Origin of the sequence: Serratia sp. CY84636 (assembly GCF_052166245.1) — a bacterium.
Lineage (GTDB): Bacteria > Pseudomonadota > Gammaproteobacteria > Enterobacterales > Enterobacteriaceae > Serratia > Serratia nevei.
In genome coordinates, this window is record NZ_JBJNOX010000004.1 from 262,378 (window position 1) to 285,157 (window position 22,780).

Annotated in this window: 27 protein-coding genes; 9 read left to right on the forward strand and 18 right to left on the reverse strand. The window is 58.6% G+C overall.

The window, feature by feature from the left end:
- Window positions 1–74: 74 nt before the first annotated feature.
- From ACJ8QI_RS15480 to ACJ8QI_RS15495, 4 genes are all read left to right on the forward strand, one after another.
- Complete coding sequence (locus tag ACJ8QI_RS15480) at window positions 75–899, forward strand: RNase A-like domain-containing protein (RefSeq protein ID WP_169318006.1); 825 nt, start codon at window positions 75–77, stop codon at window positions 897–899.
- Window positions 900–903: 4 nt separating this feature from the next.
- A complete protein-coding gene (locus tag ACJ8QI_RS15485; RefSeq protein ID WP_126192066.1) occupies window positions 904–1,224 on the forward strand; it encodes a contact-dependent growth inhibition system immunity protein in 321 nt (106 codons plus the stop codon).
- Between the two features lie 115 nt (window positions 1,225–1,339).
- Window positions 1,340–1,627 carry a contact-dependent growth inhibition system immunity protein gene (locus ACJ8QI_RS15490; RefSeq protein WP_197783628.1) on the forward strand — a complete coding sequence of 96 codons (288 nt, stop codon included), beginning with the start codon at window positions 1,340–1,342 and terminating at the stop codon, window positions 1,625–1,627.
- A complete protein-coding gene (locus ACJ8QI_RS15495; protein WP_442532779.1) occupies window positions 1,624–1,956 on the forward strand; it encodes a contact-dependent growth inhibition system immunity protein in 333 nt (110 codons plus the stop codon). The genes ACJ8QI_RS15490 and ACJ8QI_RS15495 overlap by 4 nt, the downstream gene beginning before the upstream one ends.
- Before the next feature lie 42 nt (window positions 1,957–1,998).
- Here ACJ8QI_RS15495 and yjiA read toward each other — a convergent pair whose 3' ends face one another.
- The 3 genes from yjiA to ACJ8QI_RS15510 form a co-directional block, all read right to left on the reverse strand.
- Window positions 1,999–2,961, reverse strand: a complete 963-nt coding sequence (gene yjiA, locus ACJ8QI_RS15500; protein WP_442532780.1) for a GTPase — start codon at window positions 2,959–2,961, stop codon at window positions 1,999–2,001.
- Window positions 2,962–2,982: 21 nt separating this feature from the next.
- On the reverse strand, window positions 2,983–3,186 hold the full coding sequence (locus ACJ8QI_RS15505) for a YbdD/YjiX family protein (RefSeq protein WP_004953088.1): 204 nt from the start codon (window positions 3,184–3,186) through the stop codon (window positions 2,983–2,985).
- Window positions 3,187–3,403: 217 nt separating this feature from the next.
- The gene (locus ACJ8QI_RS15510) at window positions 3,404–5,584 is read right to left on the reverse strand and encodes a carbon starvation CstA family protein (protein WP_060448212.1); all 2,181 of its coding nucleotides are present in this window, start codon (window positions 5,582–5,584) and stop codon (window positions 3,404–3,406) included.
- Between the two features lie 313 nt (window positions 5,585–5,897).
- On the opposite strand from ACJ8QI_RS15510, the gene ACJ8QI_RS15515 reads away from it, so the two are divergent.
- On the forward strand, window positions 5,898–6,689 hold the full coding sequence (locus ACJ8QI_RS15515; RefSeq protein ID WP_060422081.1) for a nucleotidyltransferase domain-containing protein: 792 nt from the start codon (window positions 5,898–5,900) through the stop codon (window positions 6,687–6,689).
- A gap of 186 nt (window positions 6,690–6,875) precedes the next feature.
- Here the strand turns inward: ACJ8QI_RS15515 and ACJ8QI_RS15520 are convergent, their stop codons facing one another.
- From ACJ8QI_RS15520 to ACJ8QI_RS15560, 9 genes are all read right to left on the reverse strand, one after another.
- Window positions 6,876–7,760, reverse strand: a complete 885-nt coding sequence (locus ACJ8QI_RS15520) for a LysR family transcriptional regulator (RefSeq protein ID WP_442532781.1) — start codon at window positions 7,758–7,760, stop codon at window positions 6,876–6,878.
- A gap of 27 nt (window positions 7,761–7,787) precedes the next feature.
- Window positions 7,788–8,480 (reverse strand): MgtC/SapB family protein, encoded by a 693-nt coding sequence (locus ACJ8QI_RS15525; protein WP_060440845.1) that lies wholly within the window; start codon window positions 8,478–8,480, stop codon window positions 7,788–7,790.
- Window positions 8,481–8,592: 112 nt separating this feature from the next.
- The gene (locus ACJ8QI_RS15530) at window positions 8,593–9,372 is read right to left on the reverse strand and encodes an ATP-binding cassette domain-containing protein (RefSeq protein WP_197786113.1); all 780 of its coding nucleotides are present in this window, start codon (window positions 9,370–9,372) and stop codon (window positions 8,593–8,595) included.
- 584 nt (window positions 9,373–9,956) lie between these two features.
- Entirely contained in the window at window positions 9,957–11,039 is a 1,083-nt protein-coding gene (locus ACJ8QI_RS15535) for a porin (protein WP_070915075.1), read from the reverse strand.
- Between the two features lie 32 nt (window positions 11,040–11,071).
- On the reverse strand, window positions 11,072–11,863 hold the full coding sequence (locus ACJ8QI_RS15540) for an ABC transporter ATP-binding protein (RefSeq protein ID WP_060435450.1): 792 nt from the start codon (window positions 11,861–11,863) through the stop codon (window positions 11,072–11,074).
- 15 nt (window positions 11,864–11,878) lie between these two features.
- Window positions 11,879–13,489 (reverse strand): ABC transporter permease, encoded by a 1,611-nt coding sequence (locus tag ACJ8QI_RS15545; RefSeq protein WP_204275924.1) that lies wholly within the window; start codon window positions 13,487–13,489, stop codon window positions 11,879–11,881.
- Window positions 13,490–14,084: 595 nt separating this feature from the next.
- Window positions 14,085–14,774 (reverse strand): trehalose-6-phosphate synthase, encoded by a 690-nt coding sequence (locus tag ACJ8QI_RS15550; RefSeq protein ID WP_087762978.1) that lies wholly within the window; start codon window positions 14,772–14,774, stop codon window positions 14,085–14,087.
- A gap of 13 nt (window positions 14,775–14,787) precedes the next feature.
- Entirely contained in the window at window positions 14,788–15,198 is a 411-nt protein-coding gene (locus ACJ8QI_RS15555) for a GNAT family N-acetyltransferase (RefSeq protein ID WP_060440842.1), read from the reverse strand.
- A 29-nt stretch (window positions 15,199–15,227) separates the two neighbouring features.
- The gene (locus tag ACJ8QI_RS15560; protein ID WP_197762754.1) at window positions 15,228–16,598 is read right to left on the reverse strand and encodes a glutamine synthetase family protein; all 1,371 of its coding nucleotides are present in this window, start codon (window positions 16,596–16,598) and stop codon (window positions 15,228–15,230) included.
- 245 nt (window positions 16,599–16,843) lie between these two features.
- On the opposite strand from ACJ8QI_RS15560, the gene ACJ8QI_RS15565 reads away from it, so the two are divergent.
- Complete coding sequence (locus ACJ8QI_RS15565) at window positions 16,844–17,161, forward strand: hypothetical protein (protein WP_089186802.1); 318 nt, start codon at window positions 16,844–16,846, stop codon at window positions 17,159–17,161.
- Here the strand turns inward: ACJ8QI_RS15565 and ACJ8QI_RS15570 are convergent.
- From ACJ8QI_RS15570 to ACJ8QI_RS15590, 5 genes are all read right to left on the reverse strand, one after another.
- Window positions 17,152–17,547 carry a hypothetical protein gene (locus ACJ8QI_RS15570; RefSeq protein ID WP_442532782.1) on the reverse strand — a complete coding sequence of 132 codons (396 nt, stop codon included), beginning with the start codon at window positions 17,545–17,547 and terminating at the stop codon, window positions 17,152–17,154. The two genes, ACJ8QI_RS15565 and ACJ8QI_RS15570, sit on opposite strands and share 10 nt — an antisense overlap.
- Window positions 17,548–17,560: 13 nt before the next feature.
- Window positions 17,561–17,953 (reverse strand): hypothetical protein, encoded by a 393-nt coding sequence (locus tag ACJ8QI_RS15575; RefSeq protein WP_123893274.1) that lies wholly within the window; start codon window positions 17,951–17,953, stop codon window positions 17,561–17,563.
- Window positions 17,954–17,980: 27 nt separating this feature from the next.
- Window positions 17,981–18,370 (reverse strand): hypothetical protein, encoded by a 390-nt coding sequence (locus tag ACJ8QI_RS15580; protein WP_084826902.1) that lies wholly within the window; start codon window positions 18,368–18,370, stop codon window positions 17,981–17,983.
- Window positions 18,370–19,374 (reverse strand): hypothetical protein, encoded by a 1,005-nt coding sequence (locus ACJ8QI_RS15585; RefSeq protein WP_442532783.1) that lies wholly within the window; start codon window positions 19,372–19,374, stop codon window positions 18,370–18,372. Before ACJ8QI_RS15585 ends, ACJ8QI_RS15580 begins: the two co-directional genes overlap by 1 nt.
- 111 nt (window positions 19,375–19,485) lie before the next feature.
- Window positions 19,486–19,938, reverse strand: a complete 453-nt coding sequence (locus ACJ8QI_RS15590; protein WP_442532784.1) for a putative T6SS immunity periplasmic lipoprotein — start codon at window positions 19,936–19,938, stop codon at window positions 19,486–19,488.
- Window positions 19,939–20,344: 406 nt separating this feature from the next.
- Here ACJ8QI_RS15590 and ACJ8QI_RS15595 point away from each other — a divergent pair, with 406 nt between their 5' ends.
- On the forward strand, window positions 20,345–20,695 hold the full coding sequence (locus ACJ8QI_RS15595) for a type II toxin-antitoxin system RelE/ParE family toxin (RefSeq protein WP_060440839.1): 351 nt from the start codon (window positions 20,345–20,347) through the stop codon (window positions 20,693–20,695).
- 3 nt (window positions 20,696–20,698) lie between these two features.
- Window positions 20,699–20,998 carry a helix-turn-helix domain-containing protein gene (locus ACJ8QI_RS15600; protein WP_019453270.1) on the forward strand — a complete coding sequence of 100 codons (300 nt, stop codon included), beginning with the start codon at window positions 20,699–20,701 and terminating at the stop codon, window positions 20,996–20,998.
- Here ACJ8QI_RS15600 and ACJ8QI_RS15605 read toward each other — a convergent pair.
- Window positions 20,988–21,905, reverse strand: coding sequence for a LysR family transcriptional regulator (locus ACJ8QI_RS15605; RefSeq protein WP_063991524.1), 918 nt, complete (start codon window positions 21,903–21,905; stop codon window positions 20,988–20,990). The two genes, ACJ8QI_RS15600 and ACJ8QI_RS15605, sit on opposite strands and share 11 nt — an antisense overlap.
- A gap of 168 nt (window positions 21,906–22,073) precedes the next feature.
- On the opposite strand from ACJ8QI_RS15605, the gene ACJ8QI_RS15610 reads away from it, so the two are divergent.
- Window positions 22,074–22,772, forward strand: a complete 699-nt coding sequence (locus tag ACJ8QI_RS15610) for a CoA transferase subunit A (protein WP_049212496.1) — start codon at window positions 22,074–22,076, stop codon at window positions 22,770–22,772.
- The last annotated feature ends 8 nt before the right edge of the window (window positions 22,773–22,780 follow it).

Below are 22,780 nucleotides of genomic sequence, written 5' to 3' on the forward strand. Positions count from 1 at the left end.
TAACCGTTCCAGTATTTATCCTTTCTAGAGCTTATGCTAATCATACGGCCTTGCTAATTCACGGATGAACGAACATGGCGAATGAAGATGAGTTGCGTATTGCCCTGTCGCCGGTGCAGCTTGCGGCGGTGCTTTCTGATGAAAGCGTCACTGAAGGTGAAACGCTCAGTAACCGTCTGCTTGGTGGTTTGGGGCTTGCCGGTGGTGTCGTTGAGCTGATGGGGGCGGGGGTGTTGTGCTATGCGCCGGATCCGACGTTTATCACCAAGGTCGGGTGCGTGGTGGTGGGAACGCATAGTCTGGACAGCATCAAAGCCGCTTCCAATCAGATGATTACCGGGCACCCAACGACGACTGATACTTATCAGTCTGCCGTTTTATTGGCGCAAACACTGGGTGCCGATCGGGAAACGGCCTATAACGTCGGTTTAACGGTCGATATTGCCGTTCCTTTTGTCTTTGCCGGAGCGGTTGGCGCTGCCAGAGTCGCATCCGTGCGTATGGGGCGGGTAAAGCTGATTGAGCATGAGTCCTCTACGGGGATGAAACCGGGTGGGCATACCATTAAACGCCATGTTGGGGTGACGAAAGAGCAACTGTTAGAGCGTTTAAAAAATCCACGAGTGAACAAGGCCTCTTCGTTTAAATCATTAGGGGCCGCGGAGGTCGCCGTCAGCTCGGCGTTAAAAGCAAATAAAGAGTGGATAAAGCTATGGGCCACGAATCCTGCGGGAAGGCCAAATCTTGAATTGACCCATATTATGTCCAGCGATATTGGTTATGGCCTGAGTAAAAATTCAACGCAATTAGTGAGAACATCGCGATTAAAGGTCGTGTTGCACTATCAGCAGTTTCAAGGTAAACCCTATTTCATACTGACAGCGTTTCCCGACTTTTGAGGTAATGATGAGATTGCACGGAGACTTCAGCGAACTCAGTAAGTTATTCAGTATTTACTTTGGTCAGGATTATGATCTGTTTACTGATGCCGAAACGGCCGAAGGTGTGATTGACGGCTTCCTGGAGCAAAACGGCAGTCAAGTCATCCGTGATATCCTCGAGGAGACTAAAGAGTTTCAGGCTACTTATGCAGGGCGTATAAACGAAGGCATGGCGGAGCATTTTTCAGATGAGTTCGTGCCGGAGAGCTGGGGCACTACCGCGGTAGCATTCTTTGCCATGTTGCAACGAAAAGCAGAGCAAAAGCTAGGCAGCTTTAATTAACGAAGAGATGCCGAGTTATTCGAGCTTGGATCTCGGCCTGGCGTTGTGATTGAACGCACACGCTGTAGTGGCAAACCTTACTTTATCCTTAGCGCTTTCCCTGCGAGATAAGCCGATGAAAACCAGCGAACTTGATAACCTGATCGTCGTTTATTTTGGTCAAGATTATGACCTGATAAATGCAGAGGGCGATATTACTGCGCTGATCGCAGAGTACATTCGTCTGGCGACTCATCAGCAGCGCGAGGCGTTGATCGAGGAGATAGATGCGTTATTGGCGCAGGATAATGTGGAGCCATTATTCAACCAGCGTTTCGGCTTTACCTTCAGCCCGGAGCTATGGGGAACCACCGTTCCCGCATTCCTGCAACAGGCCAGAAGCGCTGCGGTGAAAGCGCTTTGAGCACCATCGTGATTCGCAATCACTTTAGCGAGCTCAGTAGCCTATTCAGTATTTACTTCGGTCAGGATTATGATCTGTTTACTAATGCCGAAACGGCCGAGGGTGTGATTGACGGCTTCCTTGAGCAAAACGGCAGTCAGGTCATCCGCGATATCCTCGAGGAAGCCAAAGAATTTCAGGCCACCTATGCGGGGCGTATAAACGAGGGCATGGCGGAGCATTTTACAGATGAGTTTGTTCCGGAGAGCTGGGGCACTACAGCGGTAGCGTTCTTTACCATGCTGCAATGGAAAACAGAACACAAGCTGGAACAGCTCAAACGAACGTAGGAGTTGGAGCCCACCCACAGGCCCCCATATCCAACCTCTCGCTTACCCCAGCCCCCCAATCCTTCCCCGAATCTCCTCCTCGGGCAGATCCACGCCGATAAACACCAGCGTACTCTTGCGCTCTTCCTCCGGCAGCCATTCCCGATCCCAGTCGGCGTTATACAGGTGCTGTACGCCCTGGAACAGCAGGCGGCGCGGCTCGTCTTCGATGGACAGTATGCCTTTGTAGCGCAGCAGGTTGTCGGCGTATTCCAGCAGCAGGCCTTCCATCACGTCGGAGATTTGCATCAGCGGCAGCGGGCGCTCCAGCGTTACCACGATCGAGCGGATGTCGCTCTGCGGCTGCGGGATGCGGCGGAACAGCGGGGCGGGCGGCGTCAGGTTGAGTTTGTCGTTCAGCGTAAAGCCTTCGATGTCGAACAGCACGCTCAGATCGATGTCGCCGTGTGTCACCTTGTAGACCGGCGCGCGGGCGTTCATCCGCTGCAGTCGCTGGATCAGCGCCTCGCAGTCCGGCGCCACGTCGGTTTTGGTCAACAGGAGGCGGTCGGCGTAGCCCACCTGCGCCTGGGCGATGCTGAACTGGCTCAGCTGCTGCTCGGCGTGCGCCGCGTCCACCAGGGTGATGATGCCGTCCAGCAGGAAGCGCTCGCACAGGATTTCGTGCGAGAAAAAGGTCTGGGTAATCGGGCCGGGATCGGCCATGCCGGTGCATTCGATGATCAGCCGATCGAACGCCAGCTGGCCGCTGTCGACGCCGTCCAGCAGATCCAGCAGCGCGTCTGCCAGTTCGTTGGACTTGCTGCAGCAGATGCAGCCGTTGCTCAACGTGGTGATGCGGCTGGCGCGATCGCCAATCAGCGCGTCGTCGATCGGCACTTCGCCGAATTCGTTCTCGATGACCGCGATCTTATAGCCGTGTTCGGCGTTCAGGATGTGGCGCAGCAGGGTGGTTTTGCCGGCGCCCAAAAAGCCGGTCAGGATGGTGACTGCAATGGGTTTCATACGGGTCCTTGTGACTGCGGGTTAACAGCAGCGCATGCCGCCTTTGCCGTCGCCGCCGTAGCGCGCTTGCTGGCGCTCGCGGAAAAATTCTTTATAGGTCATCACCGGCTTGTCCGGGTGGTTGTCTTTCATGTGCTGGACGTAGGTATCATAGTCAGGCACGCCCACCAACATGCGCGCTGCCTGCCCGAGGTACTTCCCTGCCTGGCCGAGATTTCCGAACATAAGCCTTCTCCAACTTTACCCTGCATCACTACAGCGCTTGCTTAAGCCTGATATTAGGGGAAGCCGGGGATGGGGTTCCCGCAGGGATGCCCCACCTCCGGGTCGCCCCGGGTATCTCGATTGCATCGCGCCGCACGCCTGGCATCTTGCGATACGCAGGCCGTGCGGCTTTGGGTACTGCTTAACGTTTATTATGCAGGGTATCCGTTAAATCACATCAATGCTGGGTCGAAACTTTGACCTCCCCCTCAGTTACGCCGTCGGCGGGCGCGGCCTGCGGCACCGGCACGTAAGGCGTTTCCTGGTCGGTGCGTTTCGGGTTCTTGTGCGCCGCCATTGCGGTTTTCACCCCATAGAAGATGATGCTGTACACCACCAGCAGGAACAGAATACTCAGCCCGGCGTTGGTGTAGTTGTTCACCACGATGTGGTTCATGTTGGCGATCTGCTGGGCGCTCAGCTCGGCGCCGCCTTCGGCGATCTTGCGCTTGTACTCGCCGGCCAGGAAGAAGAAGCCTTCCAGCTGCGGGTTGTCGCTGAACAGCTTCAGCCCCAGCGCGTAGGTGGTGCAGATCAGCAGCCACACCGCCGGCAGTACGGTCACCCAGATGTATTGGGTGCGCTTCATCTTAATCAGCACCACGGTGCCGAGCACCAGCGCCACGGCGGCCAGCATCTGGTTGGAGATGCCGAACAGCGGCCACAGGCTCTTCACGCCGCCGAGCGGATCCACCACGCCCTGATACAGCAGGTAGCCCCACAGCCCGACGCAGCCGGCGGTGCCGATGATGCCGGCCACCAGCGAGTCGGTTTTCTTCAGGAACGGCACGAAGTTGCCGAGCAGATCCTGCAGCATAAAGCGGCCGGAGCGGGTGCCGGCGTCCAGCGCGGTCAGGATGAACAGCGCCTCGAACAGAATGCCGAAGTGGTACCAGAAGCCCATGTTGGCGCCCGGAATGATCTGGTGGAACACGTGGGCGATGCCCACCGCCAGCGTTGGCGCGCCGCCGGCGCGGTTCAGCACCGAAGGTTCGCCGATGTCGGTGGCGGTCTGCAGGATCTGTTCCGGGCTGATGACGAAGCCCCAGGAGCTGACCGCCGCCGCCGCGTGCACGGTCACGTCCTTCAGCGAAGCCATGATCATCGGCGCGTCTTCGGTGCCCAAGCGATGCAGGTCCGGCATGGTGATGCCCAGCGCCGCCGGCGGGGTGTTCATGGCGAAGTACAGGCCCGGCTCGATGATGGACGCCGCCACCAGCGCCATGATGGCGACGAAGGACTCCATCAGCATCGCGCCGTAGCCGATAAAGCGCGCGTCGGTCTCATTGGCCAACAGCTTCGGCGTGGTGCCGGAGGCGATCAGCGCATGGAAGCCGGAGACCGCGCCGCAGGCGATGGTGATGAACAGGAATGGGAACAGGGTGCCTTTCCACACCGGGCCGGTGCCGTCGACGAACTGGGTCACCGCCGGCATTTTCAGCTCAGGGTTGAGGATCACGATGCCGATCGCCAGCCCGACGATCACGCCGATTTTCAGGAAGGTGGCCAGGTAGTCGCGCGGTGCCAGGATCAGCCATACCGGCAGCAGGGCGGAGACAAAGGCGTAGCCGATCAGCGTGAAGGTGATGGTGGTGTCTTTAAAGGTCAGCGCCGGGCCCCAGTACGGGTCGTGCGCCACCACGCCGCCGAACCAGATGGCGGCCACCAGCAGCACGATGCCGATGATTGACACTTCACCCACGCGGCCGGGGCGCAGATAGCGCATGTAGATGCCCATAAACAGCGCGATCGGCACGGTGGAGCAGACGGTGAACACCCCCCACGGGCTTTCCGCCAGCGCTTTCACCACGATCAGCGCCAGCACCGCCAGGATGATGATCATGATCAGGAAGCAGCCAAACAGCGCGATGGTGCCCGGTATCGGCCCCATCTCTTTTTTGATGATCTCACCGAGCGAGGCGCCGTTGCGGCGCGAGGAGATGAACAGCACCATAAAGTCCTGCACTGCCCCCGCCAGCACCACGCCGCCCAGCAGCCACAGCGTGCCGGGCAGGTAGCCGACCTGCGCGGCCAGCACCGGCCCCACCAGCGGCCCGGCGCCGGCGATGGCGGCGAAGTGGTGGCCGAACAGCACGTTCTTGTTGGTCGGCACGTAGTTCAGGCCGTCGTTGTTGACCACCGCCGGGGTGGCGCGGCCGGCGTCCAGCTTCATCACCTTGGTGGCGATGTACAGGCTGTAGTAGCGGTAGGCCACCAGATACACCGCCACCGAAGCGACGACGATCCACAGCGCGCTGATGTGTTCGCCGCGGCGCAGCGCCACCACGCCGAGGCAGGCTGCGCCGAGTATCCCCAGCAGCATCCACGGAATGTGCTTTAAAATCCCCTCTCGTTTCATGAGGTATCCTTAATTCCAGTCTGCAAAATATGAATGAACTCATCCGCTTGTAAGAGATGTCAGAGTGGCGCGGTGAGCCGTAGCGTCTTTCCCGAGGTAAGGCGGGTTTAGGAACAGCTCATCATCGCCGGGGGGTAAAGGGGGAAGACAGGCGTATTTCGGTCAGCGGTCAGATCCGCCGGGTGAACGGTTGGATTGACGGGGTGAGCGGTTGGCGGCTGGTTTCATCATGTTTTGAATATAGTGGCGCAGTTGTGTCGGGTGAGAATCGTATATACCCTGCGTTAGGCAACGTATGGAAAAGGATAAAGACATGGAAGAACAAACAGAAGGCGTCAGCAGTGAAATGCGCGTCAAAATAAAAAAGGTGTTGCGCGAAATAGAAGCGCGATATGACGTAAGAGTGTTATATGCCTGCGAGTCCGGCAGCCGTGGATGGGGATTCGCCTCGCCGGACAGTGATTACGACGTGCGTTTCTTGTATGTGCATCGGCCTGAATGGTATTTGCGCGTTGAGACGCAGCGTGACGTGATCGAGCTGCCGATAGATGATGAGCTCGACGTCTGCGGGTGGGAATGGCGCAAGTCGCTCGGCCTGTTAAAGCGAGCTAACCCGACGTTGATCGAATGGCTGGATTCACCGGTGGTTTATCGGCAGGATGCTGAAAGTGTAGAGGCGCTGAAAGGCGTCGTACCTGAGTGGTTTTCCGCAACGCGAGCACGCTGGCATTATCTTTCCATGGCGCGTAAAAATTTCCGCGGCTACTTACAAGGCGAGGAAGTTCGCCTAAAAAAATATTTCTACGTTCTGCGGCCACTGCTGGCCGTCCTTTGGATAGAAGCGGGCAAAGGGGTGCCGCCAATGCGTTTCGATCACCTGCTGGCTGGAACGGTGAGCGATCCATTGTTGTTAGCGGAAATTCATGCCTTGTTGACGGTCAAAAAAAGAGCCGGAGAAGCAGAATACGGTCCCCGTAGGGAGCTGATACACGCGTTTATTCTGCAAGCGCTTAAGGCTCATGAACAACCGGCTGAATTACCTGATAGCTGCGCGCGCAGTGATTTCTCGCTCGACGAATTGCTTTATAAAACCGTCATGGCGTAATGGTCGTGTGGGTTGCCGATGAGGGGGCATAGGAGGGCGTAATAATCCCTTTCTGTGCTGTTGCATTGGCAATCACCGCCAGGCTGCCGCTGTTGTCAATGCAGACCCCGGAATAACCGGCCGGCTTTAACCCCCTGTTTTTCAGTTCGCTTACCGGGTGCCGAACGTTTCCGGCAGCCTGTCTTCTCAGGCCGTCTGCATGGCCTGCAGCAGGTGGATAAACGCGGCGCTGAGCGGCGGCGTGGCCGGCTCATGGCGGGTAAAGACGTAAAAGCGCGCGCTGATGTCGATCTCCTGCGTCGGGATTTTCTGCAGGTGCAGCTGCGGGGCGTAGTGTGCGACCACCCGATCGCTCAGCAGCGCGATATAGCCCTGCTGCCTGACCAGGCACCAGGTCGCCAGAAAGGAGTCGGTCTCGACGATCTGGCCGTGCGGCGTGTAGCGTTCGGCGATCTCGCGGATGGCGGCATGCCCCACCGAACAGGAGCGTGGCACCACCCACTTGGCCTCGGCCGACGGCTGCCCGGTTGCGGTACGGTCGCCTCCCTGATAGAGCGAGAAGCGCTCGCTTTTCAGCGCCTGCATCGCCAGATCGGCGCCGCCCGCCGCGCCGTTCAGGCTGCTGACCGCCAAATCCAGCTCGCAGTTTCGCAGCCGGGCCAGCAGGCCTTCCGGGCCGTCCTCCACCACCGTCACCCGGGTATGCGGGTAGCGGCGGTTGAAGCCTTCGAGCACCTGAGGCAGGTAGCACAGCAGCGGATCGACGCTCATCCCCACCCGCAGGCGCTTCTCGCCGTCAGCGCTCAGGCCGCGCAGCTCGTCAAACGCGTTGAGCAACTGATTGGTGGCGGCGTCTATCCGCCGGTAAAACAGCTCGCCGACCGCCGTCAGGCGCACGCCGCGGTTGCTGCGCTCCAGCAGCCGCGCGCCGACGGTCATTTCCAGCTCTTTCAGCACCCGGCTGAGCGTCGGCTGCGAGATGGCCAGCTTTTTCGCGGCCTCGTGCAAGCTTCCACAGTGGACAATGTCTTTGAACATCGTCAGATGCGCCAGCTTTGGCATGGTTTTCATGGTTGATCTCCCTGGAAGTGAAAGGCATCAGCCGGAGCCGGCGATGCGGCTGTAATAGGCCTGTTTCATCATGCTGTCGTTCAGCAATTTATTGATGGTCTGGTCGAGCACCGGCGTGGTGACGGAGGCCGGCATCAAGGTGGCGGTGATCTCCACGTCGTCGTCGCCAAAGGGTTCGATATCCAGATGCGAGATAAAGCAGTTTTCCCCTTGCAGCACCTGTTTGAATTTGGCCAGCGCCTCACGCTGCTCATGCTCGAAGGCAATGACGCAAATCTGGTAGGTAGACTCGCCGTTAAGGTCATTGAAGGGCTGTTTGTTGACCATATTGACCAGCGGGCGCAACAGGGTGTTGGCGGCGAGCACGAACAGCGTGGCGGCCAGCGCGTCGCCGTACAGGCCGCAGCCGGCGCAGGCGCCGACCGCCGCGGAGCCCCAGAGCGTGGCGGCGGTGTTCAGGCCGCGGATGTTCATCCCTTCCTTCATGATGGCCCCGGCACCGAGAAAGCCGACGCCGGAGACCACGTAGGAGATGACGCGCACCGCGCCGCCGCTGCCGTCGATGGTCATGGCCAGATGGACGAAGATCGCGGCGCTGGTGGCCACCAGCGTGTTGGTGCGCAGCCCGGCGGTGCGCTGGCGGAACTGTCTTTCGTAGCCGATGGCCGCGCCCAGGATGGACGCGGTCAGCAGCGTCAGCAGTGTATGAATGAAATGCATGATAATAACTCGATGTATTATCCGCTTATCATGAGCCACCCGTGGTGGGGTAACTCTTGATAAACAGGTAGTTAAGTTGGCGGGGTTCCGTCCCGCCAGGCCAGGGCGGCGCTCAGTGCGCGGCGGCGATCTGCCGGCTGAGCGTCTCGCTGATTTTGTCCGTCAGCGGCTGCATCCCCTCGCGGGTGCGCGCCTCGCGGCGCTGCGTGATGTGATAGCAGCCGTCGAGGGTGCCGGCGCCCAGCAGGAGGATGCGGTCAGACATCATCACCGCCTCCTCTACGCTGTGGGTGACCAGCACGATGGAGCGGGTTTTGATCTGGCGCGTGCTCCAGATACGCAGCAGGTCGCTGCGCAGGTGTTCGCCGGTATAGACGTCCAGCGCGGAAAACGGCTCGTCCAGCAACAGCAGCATCGGTTCTACCGCCAGCGCGCGCGCGAAGCCGACCCGCTGGCGCATGCCGCCGGAAAGCTCGCGCGGGTAAGCGTCGCGGTAGGGCGTGAGCCCGACCAGATCGAGCATTTTCAGCGTCTGGGCTTCGACCACCTGAGGCGGCAGATCCTGCGCCTGCAGCCCGAAGGCGATATTTTGGTAAACGTTCAGCCACGGGAAAATGGCGAAGGTCTGGAACACCATGTTGATCTGTGGATTCGGCCCCGAGACTTTTTTATCCCCCAGCATCACGCTGCCCAGATCCGGCGCGATCAGGCCTGAAAGCATGCGCAGCAGGGTGGATTTGCCCGAGCCGGACTGCCCCAAAATGCTGACGACCTCGTTGTCGTAAATGCGCAAATTGATTTCATTCAGCACCAGACGTTTTTCTTTACCGGTAGGCTGAACGCTTTTGCTGACGTTATTCACCGTCAGCAGCGTGGTTTTTTTTACCATCATGATCCGTCTCCACCCAATTAAAATATGAGCATGGAAAAAGGGCCGATATTTATCGCCGGGCAGGCGTAAAATAAATGCGGGTGCAAATAAGCCTGACCGTTATCGGACTGTTAATACGCTTATGCTGGAGGGGGTAGCCCATCGGGCGTGCCGGTGCGGCATGCGCGCAGGCCAGAGGCTGAAGGGTAAAGCGAAGGGATGCTATAACTGACTCATATCCTGACACTTTCAGGATGCAATGGGATGACTATTGCTCCTGTGACCTCAGCGATTCCAACAATAAAATAAACAACCAACTGTCGCCGTCCATATCATTCTCCCGTTATTTTTCGTGTGGCCATAATACGCGTGCCATAGCCTGTTATTCAATGTGGTTACGCCGAATTATGGCGGCAAAATGTAATTTAATATGAATGCGGGAAAGATTTTCTTTATTCATTAAACGGGGCGTAAACAGAAAGTGCCAGAATGAATATAGGCATCATTTTATGGAAATATAAACCTGAGTTAAACGAGAGAATAAGGGGGCGGACGAAAGTTAAATCATGAACCGGCCGGAGAGCGCCCTCCGGCCGGGATGGGGATCAGAACTGATACATGATGCCGGTTTCGACAATGTCGTCGGCGCCGGCGCCGACGGCGTTCTGCCGTTGCAGCAGGTTGAGTTTGTACTCTACGTAGGTCGACATGTTGGCGTTGAAGCTGTAATTCAGTGCCAGATCCAGGTATTTGACCAGATCGGCGTCGCCAATGCCGGGCAGGTTGCGACCGCGCGTTTGCAGGTAGGCCAGCGAGGGCGTGACGCCGGAATCGAAGTGATACTGCGCGACCGCCTCAATAGCGTCCGCGCGAGGGGCGAAGCCGGCGTAGCGATCGCCGTCGACGTAGGTCATGTTCTCGGTGCGCGCGTAGCTTGCCGCCAGGTAGAGGTTGTCCTGGTCGTATTTCAGCCCCAGCGTCCAGGCCCGGGCGCGATCGCCGTCAGCCAGGCCGAAGCGCTGTTGCGCCAGCGTGCGCGCAGAGTTGGCGTAGGCGGCGCCAACGTTGAGCCCCACGCCGGTGTCGTAGGTGGCGGAAAAGGCGTAGCCATCGCCGTTTTGCGTCTGGATATCCTTCGCCCGTTGAGCGTCGTCCCCCCGATTCTTCCCCTGATATTGCAGGCCGAGATCCAGGCCGTCGACCAGACCGCCCAGGCTGCGGTTGTGGTAGGTCAGCAGGCCGTTGGCGCGGCCGGTCATAAAGTTGTCGGCCGCTTCGTAGCTGTCGTTGCCGAATTCAGGCAGCACGTCCGTCCAGCCGGCCACGTCATACAGCAGGCCGTAGTTGCGGCCGTAATCCAGGCTGCCCCAGGGGCCGAACGTCAATCCGGCAAAGCCCAGGCGGGTATAGCTGTCGCCCGGTCCGGCGCTTTCCGGCTGATCGAGCCCGGCCTGATATTCCCATTGGCCATACCCCGTCAGCGCGTCGCCGATCTGCGTTTCGCCTTTGAAACCGAAGCGGGTATAGGAGCGGTCGCCGTTATTGTCGGCGTCGCTGCTGAAGTAATGCACGCCGTTCAGCTGGCCGTACAGATCCAGTTTATTGCCGTCTTTATTGACGATTTCCGCGCCGCTGGCGGCGGCCGGCAGCAGGATGAGCAGCGTCATCAGCACGCTTTTATGGTTCATTTCAGTTCCCCAAGTGGATGAAAACAGGGCCGTTAACCGGCCGATTGCGCTTGCGCGATTTTTTTGTACAGACAGCTGCGGATCCGATCGGTGAGGTGCCGCAGGCTTTCCCGGTTGCGCGCCGCACGCGGGAGGTTGACGCTGAATTCGTCGTCGATCCGTTTGCTGGTTGCGTCCAGGATCAGCACCCGATCGGACATCAGCACCGCTTCTTCGACGTCGTGCGTCACCATCACCATGGCGCGCGTGCGCAGCCGGTTGTCTCCCCACAGCGCCAGCAGGTCGCCCCGCAGTTTTTGCGCGGTAAAGATATCGAGGGCGGAGAAGGGTTCGTCCAGCAGCAAGAGGTCGGGCTCTACCGCCAACGCCCGGGCGAAGCCCACCCGTTGACGCATGCCGCCCGAGAGCTCGCGCGGCCAGGCGTGCTCATAGCCGGTCAGGCCCACCAGGCGCAGCAGCGCTCCCAGCCGCTCGGCGATCGTCTGCGGCGGCAGCCGTTGCGCCAGCAGCCCGAAGGCGATGTTGTCGTACACCGTTAGCCAGGGATAGAGCGCGTACGACTGAAACACCATGCCGACGTTGGTGCTCGGGCCGTCGACCGGTTTGCCCGCCAGCGTGAGCGTGCCGCTGTCCGCTGGGATCAGCCCGGCCAGCATGCGCAGCAGCGTGGACTTGCCCGAGCCGGATTGCCCCAGAATGGTGACGAACTCGCCGGCGTGCACGGTCAGCGTCACGTCGCGCAGCACGGGTTTGGGGCGCTTGTTTTCGCCGATAAACGTCTTGTTCAGCCGGCGGGCGCTGATAATCACGTCTTGAGTCACCATGTGGTTCCCCCTTGATCAGTCATATTTGAATTTGGTTTCCGCGATGCGATACAGCGGTTGCCAGACGAAGATGATGCACAGCGCTACCAGCGCGCACATGGCGGCGCAGCCCAGCGCAGACTCCGGGTTCTTGCCGGCGTCGGTGACCACGGAAATGAACGCGCCCAGCCCGGTGGCGCTGAGGGTGGTGCTGCCCCACTGGATCACCTCGGCGGCGATGGCGCTGTTCCAGGCGCCGCCGGCGGCGGAGATGATGCCCGTCACGATGTAGGGGAAGATCGCCGGCAGCATGTAGTAGCGCCACCAGCGGAAGCGGCGCAGTCCGAAGGTTTCGCTGACCTCGGTGATCTGCGTCGGAATGGCGGAAACGCCGGCGATCACGTTAAACAACACGTACCACTGGGTGCCCAGCATGATCATCGGGATGGCCCACCAGCCGAGATCCTGATGATAAATGGCGATGAAGGCGGCGATCAGCGGGTAGAAAATGTTGGGCGGAATGGCCGCCAGGATCTGGATGATCGGCTGGAAGATCTTCACCAGCCGCGGATTCATGCCGATCCACACCCCCAGCGGCGTGAAGATCGCCACGCTGAGCAGCATGGCCGCGGCCACGCGCGCGGTGGTGAGCAGCATCCATTCCGGCAGCATCGCGAAGTACTGTTTGGGGAAGTATTCCCACAGCCGGTAACCGAACCAGACGCAGGCCAGCACCACGCCGAGATACCACAGGCTGCGCCACAGCCAGTTCCCCTTGGCGGCGAGCCTGAACAGGCGGTGCAGGCCGAGGGCGTACCACAGCCGCGGCAGCTTGAACAGCCACAGGTCAGCCAGCGCGCGCAGCGTGCGGCCGAGCGCCGCGCCGACGTGCGAGAAGGCCAGGCTGTTGTAGAACCACGGATTGCCGAGCGGCCGGCTGGTGGTGACGTCTTCGTATTTGAAGCGCGCGGTATAGCGCACCAGCGGACGGAAAACCAGCTGATCGAGCAGCACGATGTTGGCGGCCAGCGCGACGATCGCATACAGGATCGCCGGCACGTTCTGCTGCGCCAGCGCTTCGGCGATGTAGGAGCCGACGCCGGGCAGTTCGACCGAGCGATCGCCGACCGGAATGGCTTCGGAGGCCACCAGGGCGAACCAGGCGGCGGATTGCGACACCATGGCGTTCCACAGCAGGCCCGGCACCGAATAGATGAACTCCAGCCGCCAGAAGCGTTGCCACGGGTTGTAATTGAAGCTGCGGGCGGCTTCATCCAGCTCCTTGGGCACGATGCGCAGCGTCTGATACAGCGTCAGCATCATGTTCCAGGCTTGGCCGGTAAACACCGCGAAGATGGCTGTGCACTCCAGCCCCATCACGCTGTGCGGGTAGAGGTTGAGAAAATACACGGTCGTGAAGGTCAGGAACCCCACCAGCGGCACCGACTCCATAAAGTTGACGAAGGGCAGGATCACCCGGCGCAGCGGCGTATAGCGCGCGGCCAGCACGGCGAATACCACAGAAAACAGCAGCGACCAGGCCATGCCGAGGAGAAAGCGCATGCTGGTTCTGAGCGAATAATAAAGCAGGTTCCAGGCATCAAGACTGATGGCAGAGACGTTTTGTTCATTGAAGTCACCGTGCATGTCACCCCAGGCACGAATAAAAAAGGCAATGAAAAAAACACCGATGGCGATAACGATAAAGTCGTTTAAATAAGACTTTCTGAAAATAGATGTACCCCGGTTATTTTGCATAACGCAATACCTTATTTTTCCCATAAGAAATCCGTCGGCGCTCGGGGAATATGCCCGGCGACACCAGATAAATACCGCCGTAGCGGTTGAGACAGACGTTGTTTTCGCAGCGGGGCGATGGGTGGGCCGGCAGAGCGGGAAAGGCCGTCAGAAGGGGAGCAGTTGCCGCATTCCGTGTCTTTCAGAATGCAACCTGGATGGCATTACTGAAAGACGCCCAATAGCATTAGCGTAAAACTAAAACTTTCATCGCCCATGGGGCCCTCCTCGGTTTAAATATGGCAGGGAGAGGGTAATGTGTTTCACTAATAAAAAGCAATTGGTGGAATAGGGTTTTTACGGTTGATATGTAACAGGATGAATATTCATTTTTTAATCGCTATATCCGGAAAATGAAATAACGCATGGTGATGGCAATAAAGGCGGTAAAAATAAATCGCGGCGAAATAAAACGGCGCGCCTGAAGGGGGCGCGCCGCCGTAAATCAATAAACCTGCCTGCCGTTGATGCCGGCGGGGAAAATGCCGGTGGCGAACAGATGCCCGTTGGCCTGGATCTGATCGTCGGGCAGCATCTCCAGCGGGAACTCGGCCGCCAGGCAGCTGAGAAAGGCGTTGCGATCGTCCGTGGTGGTAAAGCCGATCAGATCGTAGAACAGCAGCGAAGCGATCAGTTGGCGATGTTCCGGGATGCGCCGCAGCAGCGCCGCCGACGGGAACGGCAGGTGGAAGAAGAACGCGCAGGCGTTCAGCAGCCCTTGCTCCTTCAGCGCCTGGGCGCAGGGCAGCAGCTGGTAGTCGTCGATGCAGACGATGTCGCCGGGGCACAGGTGCTCGCAGGCGATATCGGCAAAACGGCGGTTCAGCTGCCGGTAGGCGCGGTAGTTTTCCGGCGTGAAGTGCGCCTTCTCCGGCTGGTTGTGGAACACCGGCCACAGGCCGTCGTGGTAATAGCCCTGATAGTGACGGCGAAACTCCTCGATCGACAGCGGAAAGGTCACCTGATCGTAACCGGTGCCTTGACGGCAACTGATCGGGCGCTGTGCGAAATTCTGCACGTCGCCGTTCCAGCCGAGCCACAGTCCCGGTTCGGCGTCGGCCGCCAGCGTCTGGCCGGCGCAGGCCAGATCCTTACCGTCGCACTGCTTGTTGGAAATCAGCACCAAACGAGACATGGGGGCCTCCTTATCAGTGAAGGGCGCGCAGGGCGTGCGCGGAACCATCGGCGCGCCAGGGCGCCTGCAGCGCGGGCAGCGTGACGCGCAGGCCGCGCAAGGCCGGATGCGCCAGGCAGCAGCGCGTCAGCCAGCTTCCCAGCCCGACGCCGCGGTATTCGGCGCTGACGAACAGTTCGCTCACCGACGCGAAGGTGGCGTAATCGGTCACCATGCGGGCGAAGCCGAGCAGGTGGCGCTTGCGATACAGCCCGAAGCACAGGCCGTGGTGCACCAGGCGCTCGGCCGCCGCCCGATCCGGCAGGCTGAGGAAACGCTGGATCGCCTCGATATCCAACAGCTGCCGATCGGTGCTGATATGAAAAACGCCTTTGCGCCAGCAGAGCAGCGGCTGTACGGGCGCCCGTTGCGATTGCATATTCATGATTATCCTTAGGTTAATGAACCGGGTGGTTACAGCATCCAGCCGAGTTCGGCGGCGGTGACCTGTTCCTCGAAGCGGCGCAGTTCGGCGCTTTTGCAGGTGTGCCACAGGGTGCAAAACGCCGGGCCGAGCAGCTCACGCAGCGGATCGCTGTGGCGGAACAGCGCCAGCGCCTCCTGTTGGCCGAGCGGCAAGGGCGCGGCGTTGTCGCTCTCGCAGCCGTTGGCGGCGGGTGGCAGCGGCAGCGGGTGTTCCAGCCCGTGCAGCAGGCCGCCGAGCATCACCGCCAGCGCCAGGTAGGGGTTGGCGTCGGCGCCGGCCAGGCGGTATTCGATGCGCTGGTTGGCGCTGTCGGCGCAGGGCAGGCGCAGCGCCACCGTGCGGTTGTTGTGGCCCCAGGAAGCGCGCAGCGGCACGTGCATGCCAGGGCGGAAGCGGCGAAACGCGTTGATGTTGGGCGCCAGGATCGCCATCGACGCCGGCATCAGCGCCAGCATGCCTGCCATCGCCTGCTGCATGTTGTCGCTCAGTTCGCCCGGCGCGCCGGTCAGCAGGTTCTCGCCGTGCTCGTCCTGCAGGCTGATGTGGAAATGCAGCCCGCTGCCGGCGGCGTGGGCGCAGGGCTTGGCCATAAAGCAGGCGTGCTGGTGATGTTGCTCGGCAATCTGCCGCGTCAGGCGTTTCAGCGCCATGATCTGGTCGCAGGCTTCCAGCACACGCCGACTGTGATGCAGATTCAGCTCGTACTGGCCAGAGGCGGCTTCGGCCACCACGCCGGTCAACGGCAGGTTTTGCAGGCGGGCGTGCCGTTCGATGTCGCTCAGCAGCGCATGGTGACGTTCCGGCGCATCCACCGCGAAGCTCTGCGTTGGGCAGGTTTCCGCCTCGGCGGGATGCTGCGGATCCTGCAGGTAGAACTCCAGTTCGGCCGCCACCACCGGGAAGCAGTTGCGCTCGTGCAGGCGCTTCAGCACCCGTTGCAGCACCACGCGCGGCTCCAGCTCGCAGGCGCCGCCGTCGGCGTTTTGCATCGTCAGCAGCAGTTGGGCGTGGCGTTCGGGATCGCGCGCGCAGGGGCGCAGCGTGCCGGGCACCGGCAGGCACAGACGGTCCGGCTCGCCCGCCCGTTGCCCCAGCCCGCTTTCTTCAATCACCCGGCCGTGCAGATCCAGGGCGTAGATCGACAGCGGGAAGTAGCAGCCTTTCTCCAGCCCAAAGGCTTCGGCGATCGGCAGCCGCTTGCCGCGCAGCTGGCCGTTCAGATCGTGCAGATAAATATCCAGCTGTTCGGTCTGCGGATAGCGCTGCAGGTAGTGTTCCAGCTCTTTGTGGAAGGCGCGCGTTGGCGAAACGGGTAGCTCCGCCAGCAGCGGATTGAAGCCGATGATATTAGCATGCATGGCGCGCTCCAGAACGGCGACCGATCACGGCCAGAGGCAGGGATAAACGCATGGGACAACTCTCTTGTGAGGCCATAGCGGCGATGTGAAAAGGGTATCTGCGGCGGCAAAAACTGTCTGTAAAAACGCCGTAACGTTAACGGGGCGCGGAATAAAAATGCCGTAAAGAGTACGGCGGCGTTGGCGGGTTGGCCGCGCCGGCACGGTCTATACTGGCGAGACGGGCCGTGGAAGGAGAGATAACGATGAAGAAAATAGGGCTGCTTATCGCCGCGCTGGCCGCGTTCAACGCCACCGCGTCTTCCCCACAGGCGTGGGCCGAGAGCGAGCGGGCGATGCGCGCCGCCTGCCTGAAAGCCAGCGGGCTAAAAAACGCCAGGGTGGAAGGGGCGATCGTTCACTACGGCGATGACGTCGGCTATTCGGCGCTGTTTATCGGCGGGCGCTACCCGCAGCCGTTTATGAAAAACAAGCCGGGCAGGGAGCTGTGCTTATATCAGCGCGCCACGCAGAAGGCGGCGGTGCAGGCGGTGGAGGGGAGCAACGCGTCTGCTCAACCTTGATGCTTGATGAGGTAAATAAAAATACAGCCCACGGCGATAATAACGGCCTCTACGAGCAAAAGTATAAAATCCATCGCCAGCCACTTCTGTAGCTCAGGAGAGGCTGTTTTTTGCACGAAATCGTAGGTTTTCGCATCGAGCCAAACTTGATCCTTTATTTTTATTTTTTTCCTTTTCAGAATCCAAAGAAACCACTGTGCTTTCAATGAGGTTCCAAGCATGCCGAGGCTATCGGCAAAGGCGACGTAGGGCGGAATAAAATGTCCGCTGCCGGCGTAACGTTGATAGAAAGCGTCAAACTCTTTTTTATGGCGACGGTAACCAATGAACTGGATGAAGGCGCTTAAAACCAGCAGCGTTAAGCATAATATGACAAGGGTTTTCATTGAGTAGCCTGAATCACGATATTCTCGCTATCATCATAAAGATCAATGCCATGATGAAGAGCACGCCTTCCAGCGCCAAAAGCGTGCCGTTGTTTTTCATCCAGGTCTGCAAGCGTTCAGATGATGAAAGACGAACAAATTCATAGGTCTTGGCGGGAAGATATTGGTTTTTCTTCACCTTGATTTTCTTGCCGCAAAGGATCCATCTGAACCATTGGACTTTGATGGAAGTACCTAAAGAGCCAAGGCCATCGGCAATCGCGACGTGAGCAGGGACAAAGTGGCCCTGTTGGGTATAGCGTTGATAAAAAACATCGAACTCACGTTTATAGCGACGAGAGTAAATATATTGAACAAGCCAACAAAGTAAGAGCAGCACGGCTGCAATAAGTGATGCTGTTTTCATAAGCCACCGGCTAAGGTTCAAGGGGCGTTATGCCTTACTCAAAAAAGCAAAGATACACATCAACGCTAAACACCCCATTTTCAGCACGCTTAAGATGAAGTCTTTTCGAAGCCAGTTTTTGAGGCGTTGAGATGTGTTTTCATTCACGAATTCGTAGGTTTTTGGGCTCAGAAAAGCGTTTTTCCCTATCTTTATTTTTCTGCCATTCAATATCCAACGGAACCATTGCGCTTTGATAGATACACCGAGCAAACCAAGGTTATCCGCGAAGATGACAAATGGAGGCAGGGGGTGGGTGCTTTGCACATAGCGTTGATAGAATTTAGAAAATTCGTCTTTATAGCGCCGATAGTAAAAGTACTGAACCAGGGCACTAATCAATGTCAGAGTGAAGAACAGAACGATAGCGATTTTCATTATTCACCAAAAATGAAACCAGTAATGCTGTCGGCGGCTGCACCGCCACCCCAACTGCCAGCTGCGCCACCCAGAGCAGCGCCTGCTATACCACAAGCTAAAATACCGGTACCAAATGTGGAGGCGCCTAAGACGATACTACAAGCTGTCATTGCTAACATCGCACCACCTTCACCCCCCAAAATCCCCGCCGCAGTACTTGCCGCAAAATGACTGTACCCCTTCACCGCGATCTTGGCGCACTCCTGTTCGCGGCCGGTGGTGCAGGCATTGTAGACGTCGTTGGTGGTATTCAGCCCGCTCAATCCGATGCCGATCCAGCCGCCGGCTTTCATAAACTTGGCCGCACGGCTGGCGCTGTCGACGTAGTTCGAATAGCCCTTGATGGCACCGACGCCAGCGGTACTCCATTCATGCACCAGCGATTTACTGGAGAGCCCCAGCGCGTGTTTGATTTGCGCATACTCTTTCATATTGAGTTGAGCACGAGTAAGGCGATTCAGTAACGGTTTTAATGTACCGAACAGCCGCGCTCGTTCCACCTGAAACTGAGTGCCAATCAAAGCGCCACTCGTGCGGAACTGATTTTGGTAGGTTTTTTCAATTTCGACCAGGATATTTTTGATCTGACTGAAGTAGCGTTCTCCGGCATCCGAAGCCAGCCCGACGACCGTTTCCCCATAGCTGGTGAAGGCGGCGATAGCGGCGTAATTGCGATGCAAGAAGGTAGAGAAATCGCTGTCACCGGCTTTCACCGCTTTGCTGGTGCGGCTCTTGGCCTGCATCAGGGCGGCGATCTGCGTAGATTGATGATGATTGCGCGGATCGGCGACGATCAGCATTTGCCCCGGTTGAACCAGCGGCGTATCGGCATTGAGCTGCATAAAAAAGCGTGCCGCTTCCGATGGCTTGCCACCGAACAGGTAGTTAGCGTGGAAGGCGAGCGGGCCGGTTTGTTGGGCGATGCAATAGCCCGGTGCGATGCTGCTGGACTTCTGTTCCATGTCGAAAAGCCTCCTTATTTTTAGGAAACTTAACATTTTCTACAGGGTGGTAACAGGTTCTGGCTCACGCTCTCGATCGGAGAATCATCTGAAAATGCAACGATGGGTAGCTTAATGATCGCTACGTAATAGTGTCTTTCCATTACGCTCGATGCTTAAAGTAAATGTTCTCATGTATTTACGCCTTTCCGTATCGTTATTCATCGAGACGCCGAGCAAGACCGAGTATTCTCCCGCAGCCCAGTTTACCTGCGGATAAGTGACGCATTGTCCTGGTTTCAGGTCAGGCAACGGAGTGACTTCTGGTGAGGTCCAGACGATATGCCATTGCTGTTGTTCCTGTCGTGAGACGATCATTCCCCGGTTTTGCAGGCTGTCGCCGCTGCGAACGCTGTTGATAGGCACTGCAAAGCAAGGTTGATTGTCTTTGAGCGAGACATCCAACGGACGGTACCAGGGGTGAGTGGATTGACAGCCGTTCAGTAGCAGTGCGCATAGCAAAGAGAGATAAAATCGGTGTTCATCGGCCGTAATTTTTCTGGCGTTTCCTTGAGTTGTGGCCATGGTTTTAATCCGTTAAAACATGAAAAAAACACCATAGCGAAAGTTCAGACATGATTAACCCACTTTGTCACAATCTTTTGCGTTCGCTCACAAGATGGAAAGGCAAATGGATGCTGGGTGCAATCTATTGATTGATATGAAAAATTATTTTATTTCTTTTATATATATTCAAAAATAAAAACGCCGGGTTGCGTGCTTTAATGCCTCGTCAAATCCGCATGTTTTCTTCTCTGGCCGATACTGATTCCGCTGTTCCCGTATCTCGTCGCATTCCATGCTCAAGCCGCAAGGCAATCACCACTGTTTTTTCGAGCTGCCAGGCAAAACGCCAACGGCGGTCTGGAGAAAATTATATATTCCGGTCTATCGTCTTGTCATAGATTGTACTCTATAATCAGGAGATGCCATGTGGACGGTAATGACAACGGAAGAGTTTGATCGGTGGCTCTGTGAACAGGATGAATCGACGCAGGAAAAGGTGTTGGCCGCGCTGGTGATGCTCGAGCGTGCAGGGCCTTCTCTTCGGCGGCCTTTTGTCGACGTGCTGAAAGGCTCGCTGCATTCCAACATGAAAGAGCTGCGTATTCAGCACAAAGGGCGGCCGATTCGCGCTTTTTTCGCCTTTGATCCGGCGCGGCAGGCGATTGTGCTGTGTGCGGGCGACAAAACGGGTAATGAGAAGCGGTTTTATAAAGTGATGCTGCCCATCGCGGATGCGCAGTTCACCCAATATTTGATGTGTTATTTCAAGGAGTAACCCATGAGCACCTTAAAGCAACTGCTGGCCTCCCGCACCCCGGAGAGCCGCCGGCGCATCGAGGAAATGGCCGAAGAGATGCTGTTTGAAGCGCACCTGCACCAGCTGCGGGAAGCGCTGAATATTTCCCAACAGGAACTGGCGAAAACGCTGGGCATTTCCCAGCCTTCTGTCGCGGCCATCGAAGGGCGCGGCAATGAGCTGAAGATTTCGACCCTGAAACGCTACGTGGAAGCGATGGGCGGCACGCTGCGCCTGGACGTTGAGCTGCCGGGCGGCAAGCACGTCGGGTTTACGGTTTAAGCGCAGGCTGTGCGCCACTCCCCGCCATTTCCCGTTCGATCACCGTCGCCAGCGCCTGCGCGGCGGATGAGAGTTGGTGCTGCGCCAGGCGGATCAGGCCCACGCGCCGTTCGATGATCGGGCCGATCAGCGGCACGCAGACCGCCCCCAGCTCATCCATCTGTTTCTCGCACAGCGCCGGCACCGCGCTTGCGCCGAGGCCGTTGGCCACCATGCGCCCGACCGTCACCAGCTGGTGACTTTCAAACGCCACCTCCAGCGTTCGCCCGCTGCGGGCCAGCTCCTGCTCCAGCAGCAGCCGCACCGCCGATGGCCGCTGCAGGGTGATGAAATCCAGCGTCAGCAGCTCTTTCCAGCTTACCTGCGCCTTGCGCGCCAGCGCCGAATCCTTCGGCACCACCGCCAGAAAGCGATCGCGGCACAGCGGGGTGAAGTGCAGGGTGTCGCTCGGCTCCGGTTCGAAGGCGATGCCCATCTCCACCCGCCCTTCGCGGATCATTTCAAACACCTGCTCGTTGATGACGTCGTGCACCGCCACGTTGATGCCGGCGTAACGATCGCGAAACGCCTTGAGGATCGGCGGCAGCGGGTTGCCGGCGAACGACGGCATGGCGGCGATCGCCACCTTGCCCATCTGCAGGGTGAAGCGCTGGCGCATTGCCTCTTCCGCGTTATCCCAATCCGCCAGCAGCTGGCGCGCCATCGGGAAGAAGGTTTCGCCCTCCGGCGTCAGCGTCACCCGGCGGGTGGTGCGCAGCAGCAGCGGCCCGCCCAGCGCGTCTTCCAGCCCACGGATCGCCAGGCTGAGCGCCGGCTGAGAAATATTCAGCCGCTCGCTGGCCTGGGCGAAGTTCAGAGTGTGAGCTACCGCTAAAAACGCGCGTAACTGTTTGATGCTCATTTTCATTTTGGCTGGCGTTAACTCTTTGTTAATTGTCGGCTAACGACTGATTAATAAAAATTCTAAATGAATGCGGCATAAAAACAAAATTAACAAATCATTTTTGTGACCTGAAGATGCCCTCACGCAAGCCAGGGCATTTCGCCCTGCGCCGCAACATGCAGGGGCAACGATATGGCAGGGCTCGACAAACGCGTCGGCAGCTACCAGGAAGCGCTGGCAGGCCTGACGGACAACATGACGGTGCTGGCGGGCGGCTTTGGCCTGTGCGGCATTCCGGAAAACCTGATCGAAGAGATCCGCCGGCGCGGCGTGCGCGGGTTGACGGTGGTCTCCAATAACTGCGGCGTCGACGGGTTCGGCCTCGGGCGGCTGCTGGAAACCCAGCAGATCCGCAAGGTGGTGGGATCTTACGTCGGCGAAAACGCGCTGTTCGAGCAGCAGGCGCTCAGCGGCGAACTGGAGGTGGATCTCACGCCGCAGGGCACGCTGGCGGAGAAGATCCGCGCCGGCGGCGCCGGTATCCCGGCGTTCTTCACCGCCACCGGTTACGGCACGCCGATCGCCGAAGGCAAAGAGGTGCGCGAGTTCAACGGCCGCCCTTACATCATGGAAACCGCCATCACCGGCGATTTCGCCATCGTTAAAGGCTGGAAGGCCGATCACTTCGGCAACGTCATCTACCGCCACACCGCACAGAACTTCAATCCGCTGATGGCGACCGCCGGGCGCATCACGGTGGTGGAAGTGGAAGAGATCGTCGCGCCGGGCGAGCTGGATCCGGCGGCGATCCACACCCCCGGCATCTACGTCGATCGGCTGATCCAGGGCACCTTCGAGAAGCGTATCGAACAACGCACCCTGCGGGCATAAGGAGAATT